We start from the raw sequence: 16,596 nt of genomic DNA, 5'->3' as shown, positions 1-16,596 counted from the left end.
GGCAGCAGGTTGCAGCGAAGTGACATCAACCACGAGCCAGAACCTTGCTCAACGCCTCAAGGAAACGGCTGTTTTCCGCTGGCAGGCCGATGGTGATACGCAGGTGGTTCGGCATGCCGTAATTGGCCACCGGACGTACGATCACACCTTCGCGCAGCAGCCCCTGGTACACCGGCGCGGCGACACGCCCCAGGTCGACGCAGATGAAGTTGCCCTTGGATGGAATCCAGCTCAGACCCAGCTCCCGGAACCCCACTTCCAACTGCTGCATGCCGGCCGCGTTGAGGCGACGGCTTTCAGCCAGGTAGGCCTCATCCTGCAATGCGGCGCAGGCGGCTGCCAGGGCGAAGCTGTTGACGTTGAACGGCTGGCGCACGCGGTTCAGCACATCGGCCACCACGGCGGTGGACAGGCCGTAGCCAACCCGCAGCGAGGCCAGGCCGTAGGCTTTCGAGAACGTGCGCGAAACCAGCAGGTTCGGGTAGGCCGCGAGGAAATCCAGGCCATCGGGCAAATCGCTGCCTTCGGCATACTCGATGTAGGCCTCGTCCAACACCACCAGCACGTGCGCGGGCACGTCTTGCAGGAAGTCGTCCAAGGCCTGGGCGTCGAACCAGGTGCCAGTCGGATTGTTCGGGTTGGCGATGAAAACTACGCGGGTGTTGGCGTCGATGGCAGCCAGCATGGCCGGCAGATCGTGCCCCCAGTTCTTGGCGGGAACCACATGGGCATCGGCGCCGACGGCCTGGGTCGCGATCGGGTAGACCGCAAACGCGTGCTCGCTGAACACGGCGTTGAGACCTGGTGCCAGGTATGCGCGCGCCACCAACTCAAGAATGTCGTTGGAGCCATTGCCCAGCGTCACTTGGTTGAGCTCGACACCACAGCGCTCGGCCAGCAGGCTTTTCAGCGCAAACCCATTGCCATCGGGGTAACGGGTCAGCTCGGCCAGTTCGTCGCGGATCGCCGCCAGCGCCTTGGGGCTCGCGCCCAACGGGTTTTCGTTGCTCGCCAACTTGACGATGCTGGCCGGATCCAGGTCCAGCTCGCGGGCCAGTTCGTCCACGGGCTTGCCCGGAACGTAAGGCGAGAGTTGTTGCACGCCTGGCTGAGCCAGAGCGAGGAAGTTGCCACTCATTTGCTATCCGCCCTTAAAGAACTGCCTTGGGGTAGGAACCCAGCACCTTGAGTGCCACTGCTTCCTGACTGATTTTCTCCAGCACACCTTTTACCAGCGGATCGCGGTGGTGGCCGACAAAATCGATGAAGAACACGTAGGTCCATTTACCGCTGCGCGACGGACGGGTCTCGATCCGCGTCAGGTCGATACCGTTGTCGTGGAACGGCACCAGCAGTTCATGGAGCGCACCGGGCTTGTTGCTCATGGAGACGATGATCGACGTCTTGTCGTCGCCGGTCGGCGGTACTTCCTGGCTGCCGATCATCAGGAACCGCGTGGAGTTGTCCGGGCGATCCTCGATTTTCTCGGCCAGGCGAGTCAGCCCGTAGAGGCCGGCCGCCATATCGCCAGCGATCGCCGCCGAGTTCCACTCACCCTTGACCCGCTTGGCCGCTTCGGCGTTGCTCGATACCGCCACGCGCTCGACATTCGGGTAATGGGCGTCCAGCCACTTGCGGCACTGGGCCAACGACTGGGCGTGGGAATAGATCCGGCTGATGCTGTCGGTCTTGGTGTTCTCGCCGACCAGCAGGTGATGGTGGATGCGCAGCTCGACTTCGCCGCAGATCACCATGTCATGCTCGAGGAAGCTGTCCAGCGTGTGATTGACCGCGCCTTCGGTGGAGTTTTCCACCGGCACCACGCCAAAATTCACCGCGCCGGCGGCGACTTCACGGAAGACTTCGTCGATGGCAGCCATCGGCTTGCTGATCACGGCGTGACCGAAGTGCTTCATGGCCGCTGCCTGGGTGAAGGTGCCTTCCGGGCCCAGGTAGGCGATTTTCAGCGGCTGCTCGAGCGCCAGGCACGACGACATGATTTCGCGGAACAAGCGCGCCATCTCTTCGTTGCCCAGCGGCCCCTTGTTGCGCTCCATGACACGCTTGAGCACCTGAGCTTCACGCTCAGGACGATAGAACACCGGCACCTCGCCTTCGGCCAGGGAGGCCATCTTCACCCGGGCGACTTCCTGGGCGCAGCGCGCGCGCTCGCTGATCAGCTCCAGGACTTTTTCGTCCAGGGCATCGATGCGCAGGCGCAGCGCCTTGAGTTCTTGCTCAGACATCAGCCATGTTCCTTCTCGAACTCTGCCATGTAGGCGATCAACGCATTGACGGCGTTGATGTCGACGGCGTTGTAGATGGAGGCACGCATGCCACCGACCGAACGGTGGCCCTTGAGGTTCAGCAGGCCACGCTCGTCGGCACCGACCAGGAACGGCTTGTCCAGACGGTCGTCGACCAGGCGGAACGGCACGTTCATCCACGAACGGTCAGTCTTGTTGATCGGGTTGCTGTAGAGGCCGCTGGCGTCGATGAAGTCATACAGCGTGCGCTGCTTCACTTCGTTGAGCTTGCCAATGGCTTCGACACCGCCCTGCTCTTTCAGCCATTCGAACACCAGGCCGGACAGGTACCAGGCCAGGGTCGGCGGGGTGTTGTACATCGAGCCGTTGTCAGCCGCGACCTTGTAGTTGAGCATGGTCGGGCACAGGGAACGGGCACGCCCCAGCAGGTCTTCACGGATGATGTTGACCAGAATGCCGCTTGGGCCGATGTTTTTCTGGGCGCCGGCGTAGATCATGCCGAAACGGGAGATATCCACAGGGCGCGAGAGAATGTCCGAAGACATGTCGGCCACCAATGGCACGTCGCCAGTTTCCGGGATCCAGTTGAATTCCAGGCCACCGATGGTTTCGTTCGGCGCGTAGTGAACGTAGGCCGCGTCCTTGGACAGGTTCCATTCGTTCTGGCCGGGGATCGCGAAATAGTCGTAGGGCTTGGCGGTGGCAGCCACGTTGACGTGACCGTAGCGCGAAGCTTCTTCGATGGCTTTCTGCGACCAGATACCGGTATCGATGTAGTCGGCCTTGCCACTTTCCGGCAGCAGGTTCAACGGGATCTGGGCGAACTGCTGGCTGGCGCCGCCCTGCAGGAACAGCACCTTGTAATTGGACGGGATGTTCAGCAGATCACGCAGGTCCTGCTCGGCCTTGGTGGCAATGGATACGAACTCATCGCTGCGATGGCTCATTTCCATGACCGACAGGCCCTTGCCGTGCCAGTCGAGAAGTTCACCCTGGGCACGCTTCAGGACCGCCTCAGGAAGCGCCGCCGGGCCGGCACAGAAGTTATAGGCTCTCTTGCTCACATCCAATCTCGCTCTGATCTGGTGGTTCACGCAATTAATACGGTATCAGGTGGTGCGCATTGTGGACCTAGGGCGAGAGAGCAAAGGTGTGGGAGCAAGGCTTGCCCGCGATAGCAGACTGTCATCCAACATTGATGTTGACTGATCTACCGCCATCGCGGGCAAGCCTTGCTCCCACACAAGCCTTGCTCCCACAAGCCTTGCTCCCACACAAGCCTTGTTCTCACAAAGCTGCAATTTGATACGAAATTTCAAACGAGACAAACAACAAGGGGGCGAATCTTCATCCGCCCCCCGCGCGTCCGCTTAGTCCTGCGGTTCTTCTTCGTCTGCGGCAGCGTCGAGCGGTTGGTCGCCGGTCACGTCGTCGACATCGGCACCCAGGGTGCCGTCGAATGCCGTGCCTTCGCCTTCCTCGCCTTCCAGCTCCTCGCCTTCGACTTCCGATGGCTCCTGCACCCGCTCAAGCCCTACCAGCGTTTCATCGCTGGCCAGCTTGATCAGCGTCACGCCCTGGGTGTTACGGCCCAGGCTCGACACTTCGGCGACTCGCGTACGCACCAGGGTGCCCTGGTCGGAGATCAACATGATCTCCTCGCCATCGAGCACCTGGACAGCGCCGACCAGACGACCGTTACGGTCGTTGCTGACCATGGCGATCACACCTTGGCCGCCACGCTTGTACTCAGGGAACTCGCTGATGGCCGTGCGCTTGCCATAACCACGCGCCGAAGCGGTGAGGATCTGGCTGCCTTCTTCGGGGATCAGCATGGAAATCAGCTTCTGGCCTTCCGGCAAGCGCATGCCGCGCACACCACGGGCGGTACGGCCCATGGCACGCACGTCGGATTCCTTGAAGCGAGTGACCTTGCCACCGTCGGAGAACAGCATGACCTCACGCTCGCCGTCGGTGATGGCGGCGGAAATCAGCACGTCGCCTTCGTCCAGCTCCAGGGCGATCAGGCCGACGCTGCGCTGGCGACTGAAGGATTCCAGCGGGGTCTTCTTCACGGTGCCGTTGGCGGTCGCCATGAAGATGTAGTGACCTTCGGTGTATTCCTCCACCGGCAGCATGGTGGTGATGTATTCACCATCGTCCAGCGGCAACAGGTTGACCAGCGGACGACCACGTGCGGCACGGGAGGCTTCCGGGATCTCGTAGGTCTTGAGCCAGTACACCTTGCCTTTGCTGGAGAACAGCAGCAGCGTGGTGTGGCTGTTGGCGACCAGCAGGTGAGCGATGTAGTCCTCGTCCTTGACGCCGGTCGCCGACTTGCCTTTGCCGCCGCGACGCTGGGCCTGGTAGGCGGCCAGCGGCTGGGTCTTGGCGTAGCCGCCGTGGGAAATGGTCACCACGCGCTCTTCTTCCGGGATCATGTCACCCAGGGTCAGGTCCAGGCGCGCATCGAGGATCTCGGTGCGGCGCACGTCGCCGTATTCGGCGCGGATCACTTCCAGCTCTTCGCGGATCACTTCCATCAGGCGCGTGGCGCTGTTGAGGATGCGGATCAGCTCGCCGATCTGGTTGAGGATCTCCTGGTACTCGGCCAGCAGCTTCTCGTGCTCCAGGCCGGTCAGGCGGTGCAGGCGCAGTTCCAGGATGGCTTGCGCCTGTTCCGGGGACAGGAAGTACTTGCCTTCGCGCAGGCCGTATTGCGGGTCGAGGTTCTCCGGGCGGCACGAGTCGGCGCCAGCGCGCTCGACCATTGCCACCACCGCGGAGGACTCCCAAGGGGTGCTGATCAGCGCTTCCTTGGCTTCCGACGGCGTTGGCGAGGCCTTGATCAAGGCGATCACCGGGTCGATGTTCGACAGGGCAACGGCCTGGCCTTCGAGAATGTGACCACGCTCGCGAGCCTTGCGCAGTTCGAACACGGTGCGGCGGGTGACCACTTCGCGACGGTGACGTACGAAGGCTTCCAGCAGGTCCTTGAGGTTCAGGATCCGCGGACGGCCGTCGATCAGCGCAACGATGTTGATGCCGAACACGCTTTGCAGTTGGGTCTGGGCGTAGAGGTTGTTGAGGATCACCTCAGGCACTTCGCCACGACGCAGCTCGATCACGACGCGCATGCCGTCCTTGTCGGACTCGTCACGCAGCTCGGTGATGCCTTCGAGCTTCTTCTCTTTCACCAGCTCGGCGATCTTCTCGATCAGGCGAGCCTTGTTCAGCTGGTACGGCAGCTCGGTGATGACGATCTGCTGGCGGCCGCCAACCTTGTCGATGTCTTCGACGGTGGAGCGGGCGCGCATATAAATGCGGCCACGGCCGGTGCGGTAGGCTTCGATGATGCCGGCGCGACCGTTGATGATCGCGGCGGTCGGGAAGTCCGGGCCCGGGATGTATTGCATCAGCTCATCGACGGTCAGCTCGGGATTGTCGATGAGGGCCAGGCAACCGTCGATGACTTCACCGAGGTTGTGCGGCGGGATGTTGGTCGCCATGCCCACGGCAATACCGCTGGAGCCGTTGACGAGCAGGTTCGGGATACGGGTCGGCATGACCGCCGGGATCATTTCGGTGCCGTCGTAGTTCGGCACCCAGTCCACGGTTTCCTTGTGCAGGTCGGCCAGCAGTTCGTGGGCCAACTTGGTCATGCGCACTTCGGTGTATCGCATGGCCGCGGCGTTGTCGCCGTCCACGGAACCGAAGTTGCCCTGGCCGTCTACCAGCAGGTAGCGCAAGGAGAATGGCTGCGCCATACGAACGATGGTGTCGTACACGGCAGTGTCGCCGTGGGGGTGATACTTACCGATCACGTCGCCGACGACACGGGCAGATTTCTTGTACGGCTTGTTGAAGTCGTTGCCCAGCTCGCTCATCGCGAACAACACGCGCCGGTGCACGGGCTTCAAGCCATCGCGCGCATCCGGCAGCGCCCGCCCGACGATTACGCTCATTGCGTAGTCGAGGTAGGACTGTTTCAGCTCGTCTTCGATATTGACCGGGAGGATTTCTTTGGCCAGTTCGCCCATGAGAAGCCTGATTCCTTTTTCTGGTGAAACCTCGTCACATCCAGATGGGACGAACGAAGCTCGCCGCTGCAGAACAAGTGCCGTGCAGCGACTTACGACAAATCAACGAGTTATGCCATGGATCTGCGCAGTAAAGGCCACCTCGCGAGGCAGCCTTGGAAACCGCCGGATGTTATCACAAGAGCCGCCACGCACCTATCCCCCAGACGCGCATGGTGCGTAGTTAGTTGACCGGTGACAGGCTGATATGGGATCAGAGGGGCTTAGGAGCGCTGCGGATGGAGAATCAGGGGCCAAATGCAAGGAATTTATTGCCTTTAAGGGCCCATTCGCGAGCAAGCCCGCTCCCACAGGGGATTTTTGTGTGCCTGAGATATCAGCCACAACACATTCCACTGTGGGAGCGGGCTTGCTCGCGAAGGCAATGGATCAGGCAGCCCCAATCTTCAATGCAACCGCTTGCGACACATCAACTGCGCCAGCTTCGCGGTGTCCGGGCGCTCGATGATGCCCTTTTCCGTGACGATGACGTCGATCAGGTCCGCCGGGGTGACATCGAATACCGGGTTGAAGGCGTCCACATCTGCGCCGAGCCACTTGCCGCCGATCTCCAGCAGTTCGCGCCCGTCGTGCTCCTCGACCGGGATGTCATCACCACTGGCCAGGCTCATGTCGATGGTCGAGCTCGGCGCCACCACCATGAAGCGCACGCCATGGTGCATGGCACAGACCGCCAGTTGATAGGTGCCGATCTTACTCCCCACGTCGCCATTGGCGGCGATGCAGTCGGCACCGACGACCACCCAAGTCACACCTTTGGTCTTCATGATGTGGGCAGCGGCGGAATCGGCGTTGAGGGTCACCGGGATGCCCTCGCGGGCCAGCTCCCACGCTGTCAATCGCGAGCCTTGCAGCCATGGACGGGTTTCGTCGGCATAGACGCGCTCCACCATGCCTTCAATATACGCGCCACGGATGACGCCCAAGGCCGTGCCAAAGCCACCGGTCGCCAGGGCACCCGTGTTGCAATGGGTCAGGATGGCCTGGGCATTGCCCTGGTGCTTGCGGATCAGGTCGACGCCCAGCTGAGCCATGGTCAGGTTGGCTTCGCGGTCACTCTCATGGATCGCAATGGCTTCGGCCTCAAGCACCGCCAGCGGCTCGGCGTGTTCCTTCAAGCGCCCCAACCGGTCGCGCATCCGGTCCAGCGCCCAGAAGAGGTTTGCCGCCGTCGGCCGAGCCTCGGCCAGCAAGGTAAAATCCGCCTCCAGCGCCGCTTGCCAGTCACCGCCTTCGACCATCCTGGCCCGCGCTGCCAGCACGACACCATAGGCCGCACTGATGCCGATGATCGGTGCGCCGCGCACTGCCATCGAGCCAATGGCCTCGGCCACATCGGCGGCACGGGTGCAGGCGATCCAGCTTTCCTCGAACGGCAAGACACGCTGATCCAGCAGGTACAGGACGCCATCGCGCCAATCGATGGCCTTCACCTTCTCCGCAGCCAATAGTCGATCGCGCATCCTTCACCCCGTACTCATGAACAAAAGCCGCCGATTATAGCGATCCCTCCGCGAAGACGCTCGGGTATACTTCGCCATCCTTTATACCCCATGGAACCGTTCCACGATGCCCAAGCCTGCCGTTGCGCTCGACTTATTATTGCTGCCGACCTGGTTGGTGCCTGTCGAACCCGCCGGTGTAGTGCTCAAGGATCATGGCCTGGGCATTCGCGACGGTTGCATCGTGTTCATCGGCCCACGGGCAGAAGCCCTGAAGTGTAATGCCGCCCAAGTCCGTGAACTGCCCGGCATGCTGCTCAGCCCCGGCCTGATCAACGCCCACGGCCACGCGGCCATGACCCTGTTCCGCGGCCTGGCCGACGACCTGCCCTTGATGACCTGGCTGGAACAGCACATCTGGCCGGCCGAGGCCAAATGGGTCGATGAAGATTTCGTGCGCGATGGCACCGACCTGGCAATCGCCGAGCAGATCAAGGGCGGCATCACCTGCTTCTCCGACATGTATTTCTACCCCAAGATCGCCAGCGAGTGTGTTCACGACAGCGGTATTCGTGCACAAATCGCGATTCCGATCCTCGACTTCCCGATCCCCGGTGCCGCCAGCGCCGACGAAGCCATTCGTCAGGGCATCGAGTTGTTTGGCGACCTCAAGCACCACCCGCGGATCAAAGTCGCATTCGGCCCGCACGCACCCTACACCGTGGGCGACGAGAACCTGGAGAAAATCCGCGTGATCGCCGAGGAACTGGACGCGGCCATTCATATGCACGTTCACGAAACCGCCTTCGAAGTGCAGCAGGCTGTGGATAACACCGCTGAGCGACCAATGGCTCGCCTGGGACGCCTTGGCCTGCTGGGGCCACGCTTTCAGGCCGTGCACATGACTCAAATCAGCGACGAAGACCAGGCCTTGCTGGTAGAAAGCAATTGCAGCGTGATCCACTGCCCGGAATCGAACCTGAAACTGGCCAGTGGTTTCTGCCCGGTGGAGCGCCTGTGGCAGGCCGGTGTCAATGTCGCCCTCGGCACCGACGGTGCGGCGAGCAACAACGACCTGGATCTGCTCGGCGAAACCCGCACCGCTGCCCTGCTGGCCAAGGCCGTCGCCGGTTCGGCCACGGCTCTGGATGCCCATCGGGCGCTGCGCATGGCCACGCTCAATGGCGCCCGGGCGCTGGGCATCGAAGCGACAGTCGGTTCGCTGGAAGTCGGCAAGGCCGCCGACCTGGTGGCCTTCGATCTGTCGGGCCTGGCCCAGCAGCCGATCTACGACCCGGTGTCGCAACTGATTTATGCCACCGGGCGCGATTGCGTAAAACACCTGTGGGTGGGCGGCAAGCCGCTATTGGAAGATGGCCGACTGACCCGCATGGACGAATCAAGACTGATCGCCACGGCCCAGGCCTGGGGTCGCCGCATCAGCGGCCACAACGAATGACCACGCCCCTTGAGCCGCGGCTCGGGGCACCTGATTTTTCAAGCTTTTCGAGGATCTGCACATGAGCAACGTCGACCACGCCGAAATCGCCAAATTCGAAGCCCTGGCCCATCGCTGGTGGGACCGTGAAAGCGAATTCAAACCGCTGCACGACATCAACCCGCTGCGGGTCAACTGGATTGACGAACGGGTCAACCTGGCCGGCAAGAAGGTGCTCGACGTCGGTTGTGGCGGCGGCATTCTCAGCGAAGCCATGGCCCAACGCGGGGCGACGGTGATGGGCATCGACATGGGCGAAGCGCCACTGGCGGTTGCACAACTGCATCAACTGGAGTCGGGCGTCAGCGTGGAGTACCGGCAGATCACCGCCGAAGGCTTGGCCGAAGAGATGCCTGGCCAATTCGACGTGGTCACCTGCCTGGAAATGCTCGAGCACGTGCCGGACCCGTCCTCGGTCATCCGCGCTTGCTTTCGCATGGTCAAGCCGGGCGGGCAGGTGTTTTTTTCCACCATCAACCGCAATCCGAAGGCCTACCTGTTCGCCATCATCGGCGCCGAATACATCATGAAGCTGTTGCCGCGCGGCACTCACGACTTCAAGAAATTCATCCGCCCTTCCGAACTGGGCGCCTGGAGCCGTGCGGCCGGGCTGACCGTCAAGGACATCATTGGCCTGACCTACAACCCGCTGACCAAGCACTACAAGCTGGCCGCCGACGTTGACGTCAACTACATGATCCAGACCCTGCGCGAGGAGTAAGTCGATGCGTCTCAAAGCGGTTCTTTTCGACATGGACGGCACGCTGCTCGACACCGCGCCGGACTTCATCGCCATCTGCCAGGCCATGCGCGCCGACCGTGGCTTGCCACCGATGAACGCCCAGCACATTCGCGACGAGATTTCCGGCGGCGCCCGGGCGATGGTCGCGGTGACCTTTTCCATGGACCCGGAATCACCGGGGTTCGAGGAACTGCGCCAGGAGTTCCTCGACCGCTACCTCAAGGATTGCGCGGTCCACAGCCACCTGTTCGACGGCATGGCCGAAGTGTTGGCCGATATCGAAGCGGCCAACCTGATCTGGGGCGTGGTCACCAACAAGCCGGTGCGTTTCGCCGAGCCGATCATGCAGCAACTGGGCCTGGCCGAACGCTCGAAAGTGCTGATCTGCCCTGACCACGTGAAAAACAGCAAGCCAGACCCGGAACCGCTGACCCTGGCGTGCAAGATGCTCGACCTGGACCCGGCCAGCGTGCTGTTCGTGGGTGATGACCTGCGGGACATCGAGTCCGGTCGCAGCGCCGGCACCAGGACGTGTGCGGTGACCTACGGCTACATCCACCCGGACGACAACCCCCGGCACTGGGGCGCGGATGTGGTGATCGATCACCCCTCGGCGTTGCGCGAGGTGCTGGATAACGCGTTGTGCAGTTGCTGATGTGACTGTTGTTGCAGTGAAGGGAGTGATGTGGGAGCAAGGCTTGCCCGCGATGAAGGCGATGCGGTCTTTCAGGAATCGAGGCGCCTGTTTCGCGAGCAAGCTTTGCTCCCACATTGCGGAGATAAATCTCCTCGCCACAACAGCTTCTGCCAACCGATTGATTTGTTGAGGTTCTTTTATGTTTGATTATTCCGCCCGCCCCGACCTGCTCAATGGCCGGGTGATCCTGGTCACCGGCGCCGGTCGCGGGATCGGTGCCGCTGCGGCGAAAGCCTACGCCGCCCACGGTGCCACCGTGCTGCTGCTGGGCAAGACCGAAGCCAACCTGACCCAGGTCTACGATGAAATCGAAGCGGCCGGCCATCCGCAGCCGGCGGTGATTCCGTTCAACCTCGAAACCGCGCTGCCTCATCAGTACGATGAACTGGCGGCGATGATCGAAACCGAGTTCGGTCATCTGGACGGCCTGCTGCACAACGCCTCGATCATCGGCCCGCGTACGCCGCTGGAGCAGTTGTCCGGTGAGAATTTCATGCGGGTGATGCACGTCAACGTCAACGCGATGTTCATGCTCACCAGCACCTTGCTGCCCCTGCTCAAGCTGTCCCAGGATGCGTCCGTGGTGTTCACCTCCAGCAGCGTCGGGCGCAAGGGCCGGGCGTACTGGGGCGCCTACGGCGTGTCCAAGTTCGCCACCGAGGGGCTGATGCAGACCTTGGCCGACGAAGTCGACACCGTTGCCGCCGTGCGCGCCAACAGCATCAACCCCGGCGCCACCCGCACCAGCATGCGCGCCCAGGCCTACCCGGGGGAAAACCCGCTCAACAATCCGACGCCCGAGGAGATCATGCCGGTCTACCTGTACCTCATGGGCCCGGACAGCACCGGCGTCAATGGCCAGGCGTTCAACGCGCAATAATGAGCCCGACCGGCGTCGCGACGATTTCCCGTCGCGACACCGGCCCAGGTCGATGCCCAACGAGGCGAACCGCCAACTCCACGTCGCCGAGTCTGCCATAACTTACTGACAAGCTATTGATTTACAATCGGTTTTTATAGAAGTGAACCGAATGGCACGACTTTCGCTCTAAATATCCTCAAACACGCCATGTTCGGCGGGTAACGGACATCGAGACGAGATTTATGCCTGACAGGGAAAGCGGACTAAACTTAGCTCAATGGTCCTACGGGACTGAAGGACCAGTACGACGCGCAGCCCAAAGCCGCCACACCCAACCTGCCAGGACAGATTTAGCTTAGGGGCTAACGCCATATGAAAACGCCCACCCAGATCAACGCGATTGACTTCGACAGCGCCAAATTGCAGCGTCTGGGTCTTGGCCAGCCATCGCCGCTCGCGGCACGCTCCGTCAGTCTTTCGCAATTGCGCCAGCAACTGAGCCAGCAATTGCAGACCAGCCTGGAGCCACAGCGCATCCTTGGCCTGTTTTTCCGGGAAATCCAGCGGCTGGTGCCCCTGGATGCGTTGGCCTATCAGCATAAGGCCAGTGACCTGCGCCTGGAGTTCGGACAACGCGGGCATCACACCCTCAGCTATAACCTCAGCCATGAAGGCGAACACCTGGGTGAACTGGTATTCCGTCGCAACCAACGCTTCACCGAGCCGGAACAGAGCGACCTTGAATCCATCATGTCGACGCTGCTGTACCCTCTGCGCAACGCGCTGCTCTACCGCGCCGCCACCCAAAGCGCCCTGCGCGATCCGCTGACCGGTACCGGCAACCGCATCGCCATGGACCAGACGCTGATGCGTGAAATCGACATGGCCAAGCGTCATTCCCAACCCTTGTCAGTGCTGATGCTCGACATCGACCATTTCAAGCGCATCAACGATAGCCATGGTCATGGCGTTGGCGATGAAGTGCTCAAGGCCGTGGCCGAGTCGATCAAGAGCCAACTGCGCAACGTGGACATGGTGTTCAGGTTCGGCGGTGAAGAATTTCTGATCCTGCTGGCCAATACCAGCCGGGATGCTGCAGCCATGGTCGGTGAACGGCTGCGCTACGCCGCCCAGGCCCAGGATTATTTCGCCGCGAGCACGAGGATCGAGCTGACGGTCAGCCTGGGGTGCGCCACCCTGCTACCGGGGGAATCATCGGAAAGCCTGCTGCGCAGGGCCGACAGCGCGCTATACGTGGCCAAGCGCGAAGGCCGTAACCGACTGGCAATGGCCGGCTGAAGCAACGAAAGAATATAAGAACACCGACATCTTTGTGGGAGCGGGCTTGCTCGCGAAAGCGGTGGGTCAGCCTATGAATATGTTGAATGCACCGAAGCCTTCGCGAGCAAGCCCGCTCCCACAAGGTCTTGCAGCGACCACAAGCCAGCATTCACCCAAAAACAACTGTGGGAGCGAGCCTGCTCGCGATAGCGGCTTTGCAGTCAACCTCCCCGTCGACTGTCAGACCGCTTCGCGAGCAGGCTCGCTCCCACAGGTTGTGGCTATGTGTAGCTGTTATTAGCTCCCGGCCAATGCCAGGCGCTCACGGTGGGATGACGATTTACTCACCGTCTCCGCCTGTTCCAGTTGCATACAACGCTCCAGGAACAGGTACATGTAGTCATAGCTCTTGCACACGGCCTGGCGCAGCTCCGTTTGCAGGGTCTTGCTTGGGTTCATTCCCGCCAGCGTACAGATGATTTCCAGCGCTTCCCAAGGATGGGCATCGTCGTACTGGGCATGCATCTTCAGCCATTTCATCGCCCGTTTGCGGTCTTCCTCGGCGAAAGCGGCCGCGTAGACACCGCTGGAACACACCAGCGCCGACCACTCTCCCGTGGCCCCCTCAATGGCATAGTTGGTCGCGGCAATGGCCACGATCAGCGAATCCGAGGAACTGGTGTGCCAGCACCAGTGGCTCAAGGCATGCAGCTCAGGCGGCACATGCTGGGCTTGCAGGTCTTCCAGGGTCACGCCATGGGCGGCGCTCCAATTGACCCAGTAGTCGGCATGGTTGAGTTCGACACGAATGTTGCGCATCAGCCAGCGACGCGCCATGTCCTCGCCGGGGTGGCGGGCAAAGCGGGTCTTGGTGAGGTTCTGTGCCATGTATAAAGCGAACTGTTCGACGACCGGCCAACCACCAATGAGGTAGTGGCGCATGGTCCTGGCGCTGAGCTTGTTGTCGCGCATGCGCTGATACAGTTCGTGTTCGACAACCCGGCGCTTGCTCTCGCTGCAATCGGTAATGAGCTGCTGTGCCCATTTCGGATAGCTCGTGGCGTCCATGAGCGGGCCTGTTCGGTTGAATATGTCGATCACTGTCGGGCTCCTTTTGATTGTGATTTTCCAGATCAACAAGAGGTTCAGCGGAACGTGCCGGGGGCCTTGAATAACAACGGCTGGGGCCTGGCCGGCCGACATTGCAACGTGTCACAGGTAAACAATTGCGGGCGTTCGATCACATACCCCTGAGCGTAATCCACCCCTATTTCCAGCAATGCCTGCTCGATCTGGGCGGTTTCAACAAACTCGGCAATCGTGCGCTTACCCATGACGTGGCCGATGTGATTGATCACTTCGACCATTGCACGGTTAATCGGGTCGTCCAGCATATCCTTTACGAAACTCCCGTCGATCTTCAGGAAGTCTACAGGTAAATGTTTCAGGTAAGCGAATGAAGACATTCCGGCGCAAAAGTCATCCAGCGAGAAGTAGCATCCCAAGCCCTTGAGTTCATTGATAAAGCGAATTGCACTGCCCAAATTCGAAATAGCGCTGGTTTCTGTAATTTCAAAACAAATCATTTCTGGCGGAATCGAATAAGCCGCGAACTGTTTACGCAAAAAGTCGAGGAACGCTTGATCTCCGATCGTTGTGCCTGACAGATTGATCGCACACATCGCCATGGGCCCCGGTCGCGAATCATTCAGGCACTGGCGGATGATCTTGAAGACATTCTCCACCACCCAACGGTCCAGGGAGGTCATCAGGCCATAGCGTTCCGCTGCGGGAATGAAGCTGTCCGGCAGGATCATCCGCCCGGCTTCGTCATGCAGGCGCAACAGGATTTCAATGTGTCCACCGCCATGATCGCCCGGGCCCAGCGCGGCGATTTCCTGGGCGTAGAGGCAGAAGCGGTTTTCCTCCAGGGCCATGTGCAGGCGCTGGACCCAGGCCATCTCGCCAAAGCGCAGGGACAGCTCCGAGTCGTCGGCATGATAGACCTGGACCCGGTTGCGGCCCTTTTCCTTGGCCATGTAGCAAGCCATGTCGGCAGCCCGCAGGGACGCCTCCAGGGTCGTCGGCGTCTGGGCGATATGCACCAGGCCGATACTGACGGTGGTCACGAACGGCCGGCCCTTCCAGACAAAGTGAAGGTTCTGCACGGTCTGGCGCAGCCCTTCGGCGATTTTTTCCGCCGCGTCCGGCGAGCAGTTCTCCAGCAGGATCCCGAACTCATCCCCGCCCAGCCGGGCCAGGGTGTCGTTTTCCCGCAGCCCTGATTGCAACAAGGCGCAGATATGCCGCAGCAATTCGTCGCCTGCTGCATGGCCGCAGGTATCGTTGACCAGCTTGAACTGGTCCAGGTCGAGAAACATCAAGGCATGGCGCCCGACCTGGCGAGTGAGGTTGTGCAAGGCCTGCTCGAGGCGATACTCGAACTCCCGACGGTTGGCCAGGCCAGTCAGGGCGTCATGGGTGGCCTGCCACGACAGGTTGGCGATGTATTGGCGTTCCTGGGTCATGTCATGCAACACCAGCACCGCGCCGCTGACCTTGCCGGCATGGCGGATCGGCGCGCCCACCAGGGTGACCGACACGGTGCTGCCATCCAGGCGCTGGATCAGTTTCGAATGTTCGCTGGCGGCGCTGAGCCGGCCGCTGAGGATGTGCTCGATCAGGGTCAGCCCCTCGGTCTGGGCATTGTCATCGAGCAAATTGAACAGCGCGGCCAGGGGTAAGCCCGAGGCGTGTTCGGCTTTCCAGTGGGTCATCGCTTCGGCAGCGGGGTTCATGTAGGCGATGGCCCCTTCGACGTCGGTGGTGATGACCCCGTCGCCAATGGATTGCAGGGTGATCTGCGCCCGCTCTTTCTCCATCTGCAGCGCATTGGCAAACACCTGCCGCTGGGCGAGCAGTTTATGGGTACGCAACAACGCCAGGACGATCAACCCCAGGGCGGTGGCGAAATTGGTCACCAGCAAAAGCCGCAGAATGAACCGCGAGCCCTCGCCCAGTGCGTCGCTGAATGCCTTGGCGGCCGGGGTGACGGAATCGTTGATCGCAAAGATCTGGGCCTTCCAGCCGCGGATATCCACCTCCGTCGCCTGGCCTGCGGTAATGCTGCTGTGCATCTGCCGGGCGACGCTATCCAGCTCGATCAGGTAGCCGTCGCCCACCGTCCAGAGATCGATGGCTTCTTCCAGGTAACTGAAGTGACGGAAATTGAGGTACAACCAGATCACGCTGGACACGTCGTCAGGATGGTTGCCGCCTTTGAGAATCCCGAGCCGTGCCGCTTCCAGGTCCGGCGGTTCGCGGTCCAGCGCCACCCGTAGTTCATGGCCGCCTTCAGGTACGGCGATGGCTTGCTGGTACTTGCGGAAAATCGCCTCGTCGCGGCTGTCGGCGTAGAGGTTGAGGTAATAGATGGCGTCTTTCTGGCCCTTGGACCAGAGACTCTCCCCCGCCACGTAGCCGCGAACGGCGGACAGCACGTAAAGGCTGACGCCGCCAAGCAATGCCTGAAAGAGCACGACGGCGATAAAGGGCCAGACGATGCCCAGCAGCCGTGGTGTTGCGAGAGTCTGCTTTTGCTTCATGAGGTCCCTTGCACAGGTATTGCTGGACGAACACCCGCCAGAATTCCGCTCCTGACTCAATAGCCTAGGCTAGTTTTCACCCCTTCGAATGAATGGATGAAC

Annotated in this window: 12 protein-coding genes; 5 read left to right on the top strand and 7 right to left on the bottom strand. The window is 61.3% G+C overall.

Annotated features, from left to right (window positions below):
• Positions 1-25: 25 nt before the first annotated feature.
• From hisC to mtnA, 5 genes are all read right to left on the bottom strand, one after another.
• Positions 26-1,138 carry a histidinol-phosphate transaminase gene (gene hisC / locus CFII68_RS21190; RefSeq protein WP_018602951.1) on the bottom strand — a complete coding sequence of 371 codons (1,113 nt, stop codon included), beginning with the start codon at positions 1,136-1,138 and terminating at the stop codon, positions 26-28.
• A 13-nt stretch (positions 1,139-1,151) separates the two neighbouring features.
• Entirely contained in the window at positions 1,152-2,246 is a 1,095-nt protein-coding gene (gene pheA, locus CFII68_RS21195) for a prephenate dehydratase (RefSeq protein ID WP_014337224.1), read from the bottom strand.
• On the bottom strand, positions 2,246-3,331 hold the full coding sequence (serC, locus tag CFII68_RS21200) for a 3-phosphoserine/phosphohydroxythreonine transaminase (RefSeq protein WP_018602948.1): 1,086 nt from the start codon (positions 3,329-3,331) through the stop codon (positions 2,246-2,248). Before serC ends, pheA begins: the two co-directional genes overlap by 1 nt.
• Positions 3,332-3,637: 306 nt before the next feature.
• Positions 3,638-6,307, bottom strand: coding sequence for a DNA gyrase subunit A (gene gyrA, locus CFII68_RS21205; protein WP_018602945.1), 2,670 nt, complete (start codon positions 6,305-6,307; stop codon positions 3,638-3,640).
• 446 nt (positions 6,308-6,753) lie between these two features.
• The gene (gene mtnA / locus CFII68_RS21210) at positions 6,754-7,830 is read right to left on the bottom strand and encodes an S-methyl-5-thioribose-1-phosphate isomerase (RefSeq protein ID WP_018602944.1); all 1,077 of its coding nucleotides are present in this window, start codon (positions 7,828-7,830) and stop codon (positions 6,754-6,756) included.
• A 106-nt stretch (positions 7,831-7,936) separates the two neighbouring features.
• Here mtnA and CFII68_RS21215 point away from each other — a divergent pair, with 106 nt between their 5' ends.
• The 5 genes from CFII68_RS21215 to CFII68_RS21235 all read left to right on the top strand — a co-directional run bounded on the left by CFII68_RS21215 (position 7,937) and on the right by CFII68_RS21235 (position 12,907).
• Positions 7,937-9,268: a TRZ/ATZ family hydrolase gene (locus CFII68_RS21215; protein ID WP_018602942.1), complete on the top strand. Its 1,332-nt coding sequence runs from the start codon at positions 7,937-7,939 to the stop codon at positions 9,266-9,268.
• Between the two features lie 61 nt (positions 9,269-9,329).
• On the top strand, positions 9,330-10,028 hold the full coding sequence (gene ubiG, locus CFII68_RS21220) for a bifunctional 2-polyprenyl-6-hydroxyphenol methylase/3-demethylubiquinol 3-O-methyltransferase UbiG (protein WP_018602940.1): 699 nt from the start codon (positions 9,330-9,332) through the stop codon (positions 10,026-10,028).
• Positions 10,029-10,032: 4 nt separating this feature from the next.
• Positions 10,033-10,704, top strand: a complete 672-nt coding sequence (gene mupP, locus CFII68_RS21225; protein ID WP_018602938.1) for an N-acetylmuramic acid 6-phosphate phosphatase MupP — start codon at positions 10,033-10,035, stop codon at positions 10,702-10,704.
• Positions 10,705-10,885: 181 nt separating this feature from the next.
• A complete protein-coding gene (locus CFII68_RS21230) occupies positions 10,886-11,626 on the top strand; it encodes a YciK family oxidoreductase (RefSeq protein ID WP_018602937.1) in 741 nt (246 codons plus the stop codon).
• Between the two features lie 354 nt (positions 11,627-11,980).
• Entirely contained in the window at positions 11,981-12,907 is a 927-nt protein-coding gene (locus CFII68_RS21235) for a GGDEF domain-containing protein (protein ID WP_018602935.1), read from the top strand.
• 279 nt (positions 12,908-13,186) lie between these two features.
• Here the strand turns inward: CFII68_RS21235 and CFII68_RS21240 are convergent, their stop codons facing one another.
• Positions 13,187-13,957, bottom strand: coding sequence for a TenA family transcriptional regulator (locus tag CFII68_RS21240; RefSeq protein ID WP_371103540.1), 771 nt, complete (start codon positions 13,955-13,957; stop codon positions 13,187-13,189).
• A gap of 77 nt (positions 13,958-14,034) precedes the next feature.
• Positions 14,035-16,494, bottom strand: a complete 2,460-nt coding sequence (locus CFII68_RS21245) for an EAL domain-containing protein (protein WP_018602931.1) — start codon at positions 16,492-16,494, stop codon at positions 14,035-14,037.
• Positions 16,495-16,596 lie beyond the last annotated feature (102 nt).

It is taken from the genome of Pseudomonas sp. CFII68 (assembly GCF_000416195.1).
Taxonomy (GTDB): domain Bacteria; phylum Pseudomonadota; class Gammaproteobacteria; order Pseudomonadales; family Pseudomonadaceae; genus Aquipseudomonas; species Aquipseudomonas kilonensis.
This window is presented reverse-complemented; position numbering and strand designations above follow the sequence as displayed.

Bases quoted from the DNA above. Each gene is read 5' to 3' on its own strand.
- mupP (WP_018602938.1), top strand. From the start codon at position 10,033: ATGCGTCTCAAAGCGGTTCTTTTCGACATGGACGGCACGCTGCTCGAC.
- hisC (WP_018602951.1), bottom strand. From the start codon at position 1,138: ATGAGTGGCAACTTCCTCGCTCTGGCTCAGCCAGGCGTGCAACAACTC.
- ubiG (WP_018602940.1), top strand. From the start codon at position 9,330: ATGAGCAACGTCGACCACGCCGAAATCGCCAAATTCGAAGCCCTGGCC.
- gyrA (WP_018602945.1), bottom strand. From the start codon at position 6,307: ATGGGCGAACTGGCCAAAGAAATCCTCCCGGTCAATATCGAAGACGAG.
- CFII68_RS21235 (WP_018602935.1), top strand. From the start codon at position 11,981: ATGAAAACGCCCACCCAGATCAACGCGATTGACTTCGACAGCGCCAAA.
- CFII68_RS21245 (WP_018602931.1), bottom strand. From the start codon at position 16,494: ATGAAGCAAAAGCAGACTCTCGCAACACCACGGCTGCTGGGCATCGTC.
- pheA (WP_014337224.1), bottom strand. From the start codon at position 2,246: ATGTCTGAGCAAGAACTCAAGGCGCTGCGCCTGCGCATCGATGCCCTG.
- mtnA (WP_018602944.1), bottom strand. From the start codon at position 7,830: ATGCGCGATCGACTATTGGCTGCGGAGAAGGTGAAGGCCATCGATTGG.
- CFII68_RS21215 (WP_018602942.1), top strand. From the start codon at position 7,937: ATGCCCAAGCCTGCCGTTGCGCTCGACTTATTATTGCTGCCGACCTGG.
- CFII68_RS21240 (WP_371103540.1), bottom strand. From the start codon at position 13,957: ATGGACGCCACGAGCTATCCGAAATGGGCACAGCAGCTCATTACCGAT.
- CFII68_RS21230 (WP_018602937.1), top strand. From the start codon at position 10,886: ATGTTTGATTATTCCGCCCGCCCCGACCTGCTCAATGGCCGGGTGATC.